The sequence below is a fragment of the Methylobacterium sp. J-072 genome, assembly GCF_022829425.1.
Classification (GTDB): Bacteria; Pseudomonadota; Alphaproteobacteria; order Rhizobiales; family Beijerinckiaceae; genus Methylobacterium.
The window spans coordinates 1-599 of record NZ_JAKSYK010000032.1 but is presented as its reverse complement, the minus strand read 5'-3'; the positions used below and the strand labels follow the sequence as shown (position 1 = coordinate 599).

The following is a 599-nucleotide window of genomic DNA, read 5'->3' as shown; positions in this document are numbered from 1 at the left end:
CGAAGCCTTCGTCACCGACTTGTCCATGACAGGCGCCGCGCTAGTCCTCGACAGAAGGCCTCAGGTCGGTGCGACGGTGACGGTGGGCAAGCGCTACGCGACGGTCATGCGCCATACCCCCGAGGGCGTCGGCGTGGCGTTTCGGATGCCGTTCGGCCCACTGACCTTCAATGAACGCGTGATCCTCTGACGACAGACGATGGATAGGCGATGGGCGAGCTTCTGCTGATCACCGACGACATCCATCGCGGCCGACGTCTGGCCCGCGATCTCGGCGCGTTCGGTTCATGCCCGAAGTCGTATCCGGAGCGTCCGTCCGAAGAGACCGCCTCATCGACCGCGGCCTCCCTCAGCCCGAGCGTCCGGCGGCATCTCGGCCAGAACCTGCGGGCGGTCTACGCCGACACGCTGGCGGAGCCGATCGACCAGCGCCTCGAGGCCCTGGTGAAGCAGCTCGGCAAATCGCAGCCTTAAGTCTCGCGCCCTACGGCTCGGGCGATGAATCGCTGCGAGCGAAATGTGCGCCAGCGCACATCAGTTCGTTCTTTCTACGAAACCCTCTGACGCGCTGACATTCTTCTCCCTGCTTTTCGAGCCGG

2 protein-coding genes are annotated in these 599 nt (G+C 64.8%); both read left to right on the top strand.

Annotation, left to right across the window (positions count from 1 at the left end; genetic code table 11):
- A partial coding sequence (locus tag MKK67_RS02910; protein WP_409568359.1) for a PilZ domain-containing protein occupies window positions 1–190 on the top strand: 190 nt, incomplete at its 5' end.
- Between the two features lie 20 nt (window positions 191–210).
- Complete coding sequence (locus MKK67_RS02905; RefSeq protein ID WP_313898996.1) at window positions 211–474, top strand: hypothetical protein; 264 nt, start codon at window positions 211–213, stop codon at window positions 472–474.
- The last annotated feature ends 125 nt before the right edge of the window (window positions 475–599 follow it).

What these genes read in the sequence shown, in the direction of transcription:
- MKK67_RS02905 (WP_313898996.1), top strand. Translation starts at nt 211, where the DNA reads ATGGGCGAGCTTCTGCTGATCACCGACGACATCCATCGCGGCCGACGT.